Source organism: Lysinibacillus sp. RC46, assembly GCF_041262385.1.
Classification (GTDB): domain Bacteria; phylum Bacillota; class Bacilli; order Bacillales_A; family Planococcaceae; genus Lysinibacillus.
Genome location: NZ_JBGCCF010000015.1, coordinates 113,936 through 123,491, shown reverse-complemented (window position 1 = coordinate 123,491; position 9,556 = coordinate 113,936). Strand labels below are relative to the sequence as shown.

The following is a 9,556-nucleotide window of genomic DNA, read 5'->3' as shown; positions in this document are numbered from 1 at the left end:
AGGATCAAACTCTCCATAAAAAGAAATTTGATTAGCTCAAATTGTTTTGCTGGCATCATGTTTGATGTCCAAAATTTTGTTTCGTTCACTAACTCGAAGTTAGTTACTAAAAACTTTATTGATTACGTTTTGCTTGTTCAGTTTTCAAGGTTCATTTCGTTGCTGTTTTCTCAGCAGCAACTCTTATATAATATCACGTCGCAAACTCGATGTCAACAACTAATTTATTTGATTTAATTGTTGTTTCTAAGTTATCTTAGCGACTCGTATAATACTACTCTCTTAATTTAAAAAGGTCAATACTTTTTCTAATATAAATTAATACTTTTTCATTTCATCGAAAAACTTCCTATTTATATACTTACGAAAAAAATTATCATTAGACTCTTCTTCTCAAGTCAATTTAACTTTTTATTGGTATCTAAAATAGAATTTTATCATAATCTTCAATAAGAAATTAATAGATTCCATAAAAAATCAACAAAAAAAACTCGGTATAGAAACCGAGTTTTTAAAATGGAAAGAAAAATGGGATTGCCAGCATCATAACAATAAACATAATAATCTGTAGTGGAATTCCAATCTTCACAAAGTCCATAAACTTATAACCGCCAGCAGTCATAACTAGCGCATTTGTTGGGGAAGCAATCGGAGTAACAAACGCCATACTTGCTGCTACAGCAACAGCAATCATAAATGTCGTTGGACTTGCCTCCATTGCAATCGCGGCATTCATAGCAATTGGCGCGAACAAGACAGCAGTCGCCGTATTACTAATAAACTGTCCAAAAATAACTGTTAAAATATATACGCCAACTAGTACTCCATACGGTCCATAATCTCCAAGTGCATTAATGATACCATCGGATAAAATAACCATACCACCTGTTTTCTCCAATGCAGTCGCCATTGGAAGCATTGCAGCTACAAGCACAATACTTTCAAAATTCATATTGCTATACGCATCTTCCATATTACGCAAACAACCTGTTAATATCATCAATACGGCACCAATCATAACGGAAATAACAGCAGGGAAAATTTCAAAAGCCATTAACACAATCATTAAAAGCATAATGACACCAGCAATACCTGCTTTCCCCGTGGCTGCAGCTACACTCGCATGCTCCTTTGGCTGACCCACAACAACGACATCCTGCGTTTCCCTTGCCAGTAATAAAATCTCATCCCAAGCACCTTGTACTAAAATGGCATCTCCAAATTTCAATTTATGTGTCACCATATCCTGAAGTTTATAGCCACCTCTACGATTAATGCCAATTATATTTAGATTATATTTTTCTCGGAAGCCTAGGGCGCTAACAGTCTTATTAATAAAGCTGGAATTTGGCGTTAATAATACCTCAGCAATACCAAGATGCTTCGATACCAAATCATCAGCCTCTCCTTCAGCCAATTCCTGCATCTCTAGACTATAATCTGCAGCAAAACGACGAATATTCTCTTCCTCACCTTGGACATACAATTCATCTTTGGCATGTATCACACTTGTCGGACCTGCCATTTCCTGATATGTCATCGGTAAAAAATTAATGCCTTCTTGAGATCGGCGGTGAATTTTCATCATACAAAGCGTATATTTGGCCGGAAGCTTTAATTCTGCTAATGTTGCATCAATAATCGGCGAACCCTCGGGCACAAACACTTTAAACAAATGATTATTTAAATCATATTGCTTAATAATTTTCTTCGGTGATAGTTTATAGTCAGCTTTTGTTTGTGAACGGTTCTTATCATTTGGTAATAGTTTATTTCGCACAAGTACTAAATAGGTAATACCAACAATCATCCCTACAATACCGATGGGCGTCACTTCGAAAAATCCAAGCTTATTATAGCCACGATCTACTAATAACTGACTGACAATTAAATTTGTTGGTGAAGCAATTAAAGTCATAAGCCCTGAAAGACTCGCGACATAAGAAAGTGGTAGCAAGAATTTTGACGGACTTTCCTTCATACTAATCGCAATACTAACAACGATCGGCATCATTAAAGCTACAGTACCTGTGTTACTCATAAAGGCACCTACCGTCCCTACAATAATGAGCAATAACACAAATAATTTCAGCTCACTATCACCTGACCATTTCAACAATAATCGTCCTGCCACCCCTGCAAGTCCAGTTCGCAAAATTCCTGCGCCCACAACAAATAACCCCGCAATCATTAAAACTACAGAGTTCGAAAAACCAGCTAGTGCCTCTGCTGGTGTTAAAATATCTGTAATGACAAATGCTAAAAGTGACACAATCGCAACGAGATCTGCTCGTACTTTATTCGTCACAAATGCAAAAATTGTCGCTCCTAAAATAAGAAATGTTAATGTAAGCTGCACATCTATGAATTCCTTTCTAACATTAATCATTGTGCTAGGTGATACATAAAACCTTTTGTAATTGCAGCACCTTGCACGTTTACCATTTAGATTCATTATATCTTACCCAAAACGATATATGAGAAAGTTCACCATCTTTACAAAATAAAAGACTCCTCACCATAGCGCGAGGTTGATTTCCGTTCCGGCTGGGTGCTTTGTAGCTGACGCTTCGCTTTCGCTACAGAAAACATTTGTTGCTGACGCTTCGTTTTCGCACAGAGCAAAGCTTCCTGGGGGGCGTCCGATGAGCCGCTTGGGCCAACATGATGTTGGTCACGAAGGCGTTATCACAGGACGTGATGCATTTAGCCTTCGTTCCCCTATTTGCTCACTCCAGGCTCTACTATCGTGTATCGGCCAAACTAGACTATTTTTGATAAAGATTATGCTCTTTAATATAGTCATAACAAGCGTTGGGCAGTAGATATTTTGGTTCACCGCCCATTGCGAATTCTTCTCGAATATAGGTAGAGCTAATTTCCATCGCTAAGCCTTTGTCAATCAAATGAAATCTTCCATCATCATGATTCCTCAATATCGGAGAGCGACTAATTGTTGATAACATATCGATTCCATGCCTTGCCATTATAATAAATTTATTCTCAGCTACTAACGCTTCTCCTTTTTTCCACAATCCTGCTCCAATATCCACTAATAAATCGGCTCCCATAATAAAATGAATTTCATCATTCGGGTGTTGTTCTCTAAAATATTTCATCGTATCATATGTGTAAATGTTCCAGCCTTCTTGCTCCATTTCATATGAATCTGCAATAAAACGCTCATCCTTTGCAATAGCCAGCTGTAGCATATTCCATCGATGAGAATTCTCCGTTGTTATTTCCTTGTCCTTTCGTTTATTTGAACAAGGTAAAAAAATTACTTTATCTAATTTGCAACGATGCGCGACTGTGCTCGCGGTCCAAAGATGAACATTTGTAATTGGATCAAAGGATGATCCGTAAATCCCTATTTTCGCCATTCCCTACCCCTCCATTCCTCGTCTCTATTAGTTTCTCCCATTCATCATCTTCGTGACTTTTTCTTTAATTTCTTTAATTCTTGTCATTTTGTTATCCCAGCACGCTTGACTTAAATCGACCGGATACTCTTCTGGATTCATTGTTCGTTTATACTCACTCCATAGTAGATGTAAATTTTCTTCTACATATGCTTGAATTTCTTGAAGTGTTGGTTCTTTGTAAAGAATAGAACCATTTACAACAATGTCTTGATGTAATTCTTTCGCTGTAAAATTAGTCACAAATTTACTGATATAAGTATGAACAGGGTGAAACATTTTCAAGCGTTTTTCCTCCTGTGGGTTTTCGTAGTCCAACGCAATATAATCTCCTTCAGCATGACCATTGTCTGTATTTATAATTCGATAGACACGCTTGCGGCCCGGGGTCGTTACTTTTTCAGGATTTCCGGAAATTTTGATGGTATCGACCATTTTTCCGGTTTCATCTTCAATAGATACTAATTTGTATACGCCCCCAAGCGCCGCTTGATCGTAGGCTGTAATAAGCTTAGTTCCTATTCCCCATGTATCAACTTTAGCCCCTTGTGACTTCAAATTTATAATCGTGTATTCATCCAAATCATTAGATGCTATAATTTCCGCTTCAGTGAAGCCAGCTTCATCTAGCATTTCCCTTGCTCTTTTTGACAGATACGCTAAGTCTCCACTGTCCAGCCGGATTCCTACAAAATTGATTTTATCTCCAAATTCCTTCGCGACCCGAATTGCGTTAGGAACTCCTGAACGCAACGTATCATACGTATCTACTAAAAAAACGCAATCTTTATGCGTATTTGCATACTTTGTAAATGCAGTGTATTCGTCACGATATGCCTGTATCATGGCATGCGCATGAGTACCTGAGACAGGGATGCCAAATAATTTTCCAGCTCTGACATTGCTAGTTGCAGAAAATCCACCAATATACGCTGCACGAGTTCCCCAAATCGCTGCATCAAATTCATGCGCTCGACGAGTACCAAACTCCATCGCTACATCCTTTCCAATCACTTGTTTAATGCGTGAAGCCTTCGTTGCAATAAGAGTTTGGTAATTAACGATATTCAATAAAGGTGTCTCCATTAATTGAGCTTCTGCCAACGGGGCTTCAATTCGTAAAATAGGTTCATTTGCAAATACCAGTTCACCTTCCTTCATTGCAGAAATAGTGCCTGTAAATTTTAGACTTTGAAGGTATTTAAGAAATTCCTCTGAGTATTTTCCTTCCTCGCGTAAATATTGAATATCACTATTAGAAAAACCAAAGTTTTTGATAAACTCCATTATCTTTTTTAAGCCTGCGAATATCGCATAGCCATTACCGAACGGAAGCTGTCGAAAGTACAGTTCAAAAACCGCTGTTCTATTTTGAGTACTATCATTCCAGTAAGTTTCTACCATATTTATTTGATATAAGTCTGTGTGCAACATTAAACTATCATCTGCATATTTCATTTCATCTTCCTCCATTTACATAATAGTAGCTCCGAGAGAATGCTCGAAATGTCCTAACGCCCACTCATGCCCTGCTTGATTAAAAGATGCCACTGCATTTTTATGAATAACTATGTTAAATCCTTTATTATAGGCATCTACCGCTGTATGAAGAATGCAAATATCCGTACATACACCTATTAAATGCAGTTCAGTAATGCCTCTTCCGCGCAATTTAATCTCTAAATCCGTACCTGCAAAAGCAGAATATCTTGTTTTATCCAAGTAGTAGACATGATCTAACTCTTTATTTTCTTCATATAGTTCTTTTAAGGAACCATATAGTTCCCTCCCCTTTGTACCTCTTATATTATGAGGAGGAAAAAGCTTTGCTTCCGGATGATAGCTATCATCTTTTTCATGAACATCAATGGCAAAAACTAGAAAATCAACGTTTGAGATAAATTCCTTTGTTAATTGTATATTTACCTCTTCCAATAGTTGCCCCGGTTTTCCGCAAGTTAAAGCTCCATCTGGTGCTACAAAATCCACTGTATAATCAATATTAATCAATGCACGTTTTGGCATATTTCCATCACTCCACTTTTTTAATTTGTAATTGCATAATTACAAATTACTATATTGAAAAATTATCAGGAAAGACAAGTGCTTTCCTAATGATAAATTGACTCTACGATTTCGAAGTCATTAAAAGTATATAATTGCGACGGTCTAAACGAATTCCTTTTTGTTTTCTTCGGTTTACCTTCTTCATCTAATACTTTTTCAATAAAAGGTAACTTGGGTGCTTTTGTAAAGAACACAGAATCATTTGAAATGCGTGGATCATCTCCCACTGTCAATAAAACCCTCTGCAGTTCCGATAAAGTAAATTCTTTTGCTAAAAAGTTTTTAGCAACCGTTGTTTGTATCATATCTTTCTTAATAAATTCTAAAGCGTCTGAAATAATTTTTCGATGATCAAAGGCTAATTCGAGTTTGAACACTTCATTTATATCGAATAACTCCACTTCTGCGGCATCATCATTGGCTTGACGCTGGTCAATGTATACTTCCGGAACGATTGCATAAAAGGCATTTGAAATCATCCAGCCTCGAGGATCACGATCTATGTCATCGTAGACACCGAAGTGCTTAACGTGTAGACCATCTACATTCGTTTCCTCTTTCAATTCTCTTTTAGCAGCCATATAGGCAGTTTCCCTTTTTGTCGCATCTACAAATCCACCTGGAAGCGCCCATTTCCCACCTTCGATATTTGGATTTCCTTCATGATCTTTTTCAGCCCGTTTAATCAACATGATTTTAAGCGTCATCATCGGAGGTGCTTTTTCCTCTACTTTTTCTGATGTTATTGTAAAAATTGCGATATCTGACGTATACCCATCAGGTGTTATATATTTAGAAGAATCATAATTCGCCAGAACTTCTTCTTGTGAACGATATTTTGTCATTTTAATAAAACTCCTTTAATTCAATGTTTTGCGATAAAGCGTGATGCGACGACTTTATACAACTCCTAGATTTGATCACTACCCCATTTAGTTTTCTATAAATCAACACATGTAATTCGTAATTCCCGAATTACTATTTAATAACATGATAACTTTTCCAATTAACAATTTCAACTCTTTTATAAAAAGAGTAAGAAGAACAGCTTTCCATAAAAAAAGCATAAACAAAGCATTTCTGCCTTGTTTATGCCTTTCATATTATTTAATTTACTAGTTGATTTTTCAAAAGAATTCCATCCTGTACGACAACTCGCCCATTTTTAATGACAGTATTCGTATGATTCATGCCATAGAAATATTGTAACTGCTTGTAGTTGGCAACATCCAATACAATGACATCAGCTTGTTTGCCTGCTTCAAGAGAGCCGATTTGATGTCCACGGTTAAGTGCATATGCTGCATTAATAGTTGTCGCCGTTAACACTTCCTCTAATGTCATCCCCATATGCATACAAGCTAAATTCATGATAAATGGCAGACTCAGCGTTGGGGATGAGCCAGGGTTAAAGTCAGTTGAAATGGCTACAGGTACCCCTTCATCAATCATTAGGCGTCCCCTTGCAAATGGCGCACGTAGGAAGAATGCTGTTCCAGGTAGCAATACCGCAATCGTGCCGGCTTCAGCCATTTTTTGTATACCCTCATCAGAAGCGACTAGTAAATGCTCCGCCGAAATTGCCCCTACTTCCGCAGCAAGCTCTGCTCCCTTATAAGGCTCAATTTCATCTGCATGAATTTTCGGTGTTAACCCTAACGCTTTCCCGGCCTCTAAAATGCGTCGTGATTGCTCTGGCGTAAATACACCTTTTTCACAAAATACATCATTGAATTCGGCAAGGTTTAGCTCAGCTACTTTCGGCAGCATGTCATGAATGACTACATCGACAAATTCATCCTCACGTCCCTTAAAGTCACGCGGCACCGCATGCGCCCCCATAAAGGTACTAACGACATCAATGTCATGTGTAGCTTGTAATTCCTTAGCTACCTCAAGCTGTTTCTTTTCAGTTTCCCAATCTAAACCATAGCCTGATTTTGCCTCAACCGTTGTAACACCATGCTTTAAAAACACATCTAAATGATTCATCGTTTTTCCATATAAATCACCAAAGCTAGTTTCTCGTGTCCGGTTTGTTGTGGCATGAATCCCGCCACCCGCATTCATAATTTCCATGTATGTGGCACCATTGAGTCGCATATTAAACTCCTGCTCACGTGTACCGCCATGAACTAAATGCGTATGGCAATCGACGAGACCCGGCATAACAATCTTACCCGAGGCGTCAATAACCTCAGCCACCTTTACTAGATCAGGAAAATCCGCTTCTAGTTGTGCAATTGACCCTACCGCTATAATGCTATTGCCCTCCATTAAAACACTGCCATTTTCCACTACTGCGATGTCACGCATTTGTTCCTTTGTACGAGGACCTTGTACGGCACTTTTTAACGTGATCACTTCATCGGCGTTTTTGATTAAAATTGTCACTTCGCATCATCCTTTAACATTGGTATACGCACACCTTTGTTCTTTGCTGTATTAATAGCAATTTCATAACCCGCATCTGCGTGACGCACAACACCCATTCCTGGATCCGAAATTAACACTCGTGCAATCTTCTCTGCGGCTAGCTCAGAACCATCCGCTACTAGCACTTGGCCAGCATGCTGAGAATAACCCATACCTACACCACCACCGTGATGCACACTTACCCAACTGGCACCACTTGCTGTATTAACAAGTGCATTTAGAATTGGCCAATCTGATACTGCGTCAGAGCCATCCATCATACCCTCTGTTTCACGATTTGGCGATGCAACTGAACCTGAGTCTAGATGATCTCGACCAAAGACAATCGGTCCTGAAAGCTCACCATTGGCAACCATTTCATTAACCTTCAATGCAAAACGATGACGATCACCATAGCCTAACCAGCAAATTCGTGCCGGTAACCCCTGCCATTTAACCATTTTTTGCGCCATATCAATCCAATTCACAAGACCTTCATCTTCAGCAAACATTTCTTTGGCAAGTGCATCTGTTTTATAAATGTCCTCAGGGTCACCCGAAAGCGCAGCCCAACGGAATGGACCTTTCCCCTCACAGAATAAAGGACGAATATACGCCGGAACAAAACCAGGGAAATCAAAGGCATTCGTTACACCCATCTCTTTCGCATAAGCACGAATATTATTACCGTAATCAAATACTTCTGCACCTGCCTGTTGGAATTCAAGCATTGTACGAACATGCTCAGCCATCGTCTCTTTTGCTCTTCGCTCATATGTTTTTACGTCACTTTTACGCAGTTCAAGTGCTTCCTCAAACGTCAAACCATTTGGAACATAGCCATTGATTGGATCATGGGCAGATGTTTGGTCAGTAACAAAATCAGGGATAATTCCTCGGTTCAATAGCTCACGATTAACATCTGCACAGTTGCCAACAAGACCAATTGACGCAGGCTCTTTTTTATCACGTAGTTTATTAACCAATTCAATCGCTTCATCTACCGTTTCCACAAGGTAATCACAGTAGCCCTCTTTTATTTTACGTTCAATTCGAGCACGCTCTACTTCGACTACTAAAATGACAGCGCCAGCCATTTTCCCCGCTAAAGGCTGAGCACCACTCATACCACCCATACCACCTGTAAGGATGAACTTACCACGTAAATCCGCTGTGCCGAATACTTTTTTACCGGCCTCTACGAATGATAAATACGTTCCTTGTAAAATGCCTTGTGCGCCAATATAAATCCAGCTACCAGCTGTCATTTGACCGTACATCATTAAATCACGGTCCTCTAACTCATAGAAATGCTCCCAATTCGCCCACGACGGTACTAAATTAGAATTCGCAATTAATACACGTGGTGCATGTTCATGCGTACGGAATACAGCTACTGGTTTCCCTGATTGAATCAGAAGTGTTTCATCATTCTCTAATTCTTTTAATGACGCAATAATTTGCTCATAGCTCTCCCAATTACGCGCCGCTTTACCGATTCCACCATAGACGATTAGCTCGTCTGGATTTTCTGCTACTTCAGGATCTAGATTGTTCATTAACATACGCATTGCAGCTTCTTGCGTCCAACCTTTACAAGATAATTCATTTCCACGTGGTGCACGAATATTTGTTTTGACTACCATAAAAAA

7 protein-coding genes are annotated in these 9,556 nt (G+C 38.9%); all 7 read right to left on the bottom strand.

Translation table 11 applies throughout. The annotated features are described in order from the left end of the window. Positions 1-511: 511 nt before the first annotated feature. The 7 genes from ABH966_RS15015 to hutU all read right to left on the bottom strand — a co-directional run bounded on the left by ABH966_RS15015 (position 512) and on the right by hutU (position 9,550). The gene (locus tag ABH966_RS15015; protein ID WP_370079699.1) at positions 512-2,365 is read right to left on the bottom strand and encodes an SLC13 family permease; all 1,854 of its coding nucleotides are present in this window, start codon (positions 2,363-2,365) and stop codon (positions 512-514) included. Positions 2,366-2,768: 403 nt separating this feature from the next. Then, on the bottom strand, positions 2,769-3,383 hold the full coding sequence (gene nadD / locus ABH966_RS15010) for a nicotinate-nucleotide adenylyltransferase (RefSeq protein ID WP_370079692.1): 615 nt from the start codon (positions 3,381-3,383) through the stop codon (positions 2,769-2,771). A 27-nt stretch (positions 3,384-3,410) separates the two neighbouring features. Continuing rightward, entirely contained in the window at positions 3,411-4,880 is a 1,470-nt protein-coding gene (locus ABH966_RS15005; RefSeq protein ID WP_370079690.1) for a nicotinate phosphoribosyltransferase, read from the bottom strand. A 15-nt stretch (positions 4,881-4,895) separates the two neighbouring features. Then, positions 4,896-5,447 carry a cysteine hydrolase family protein gene (locus ABH966_RS15000; protein ID WP_370079688.1) on the bottom strand — a complete coding sequence of 184 codons (552 nt, stop codon included), beginning with the start codon at positions 5,445-5,447 and terminating at the stop codon, positions 4,896-4,898. Between the two features lie 86 nt (positions 5,448-5,533). Continuing rightward, complete coding sequence (locus tag ABH966_RS14995; protein ID WP_370079686.1) at positions 5,534-6,334, bottom strand: NUDIX domain-containing protein; 801 nt, start codon at positions 6,332-6,334, stop codon at positions 5,534-5,536. Between the two features lie 262 nt (positions 6,335-6,596). Then, positions 6,597-7,883 carry an imidazolonepropionase gene (hutI, locus tag ABH966_RS14990; RefSeq protein ID WP_370079684.1) on the bottom strand — a complete coding sequence of 429 codons (1,287 nt, stop codon included), beginning with the start codon at positions 7,881-7,883 and terminating at the stop codon, positions 6,597-6,599. Next, the gene (gene hutU, locus ABH966_RS14985) at positions 7,880-9,550 is read right to left on the bottom strand and encodes a urocanate hydratase (protein ID WP_370079682.1); all 1,671 of its coding nucleotides are present in this window, start codon (positions 9,548-9,550) and stop codon (positions 7,880-7,882) included. Before hutU ends, hutI begins: the two co-directional genes overlap by 4 nt. Positions 9,551-9,556: the final 6 nt, after the last annotated feature.

Coding starts and splice junctions, on each gene's coding strand:
- nadD (WP_370079692.1), bottom strand. CDS start 3,383: ATGGCGAAAATAGGGATTTACGGATCATCCTTTGATCCAATTACAAAT.
- ABH966_RS15005 (WP_370079690.1), bottom strand. CDS start 4,880: ATGAAATATGCAGATGATAGTTTAATGTTGCACACAGACTTATATCAA.
- ABH966_RS15000 (WP_370079688.1), bottom strand. CDS start 5,447: ATGCCAAAACGTGCATTGATTAATATTGATTATACAGTGGATTTTGTA.
- ABH966_RS14995 (WP_370079686.1), bottom strand. CDS start 6,334: ATGACAAAATATCGTTCACAAGAAGAAGTTCTGGCGAATTATGATTCT.
- hutU (WP_370079682.1), bottom strand. CDS start 9,550: ATGGTAGTCAAAACAAATATTCGTGCACCACGTGGAAATGAATTATCT.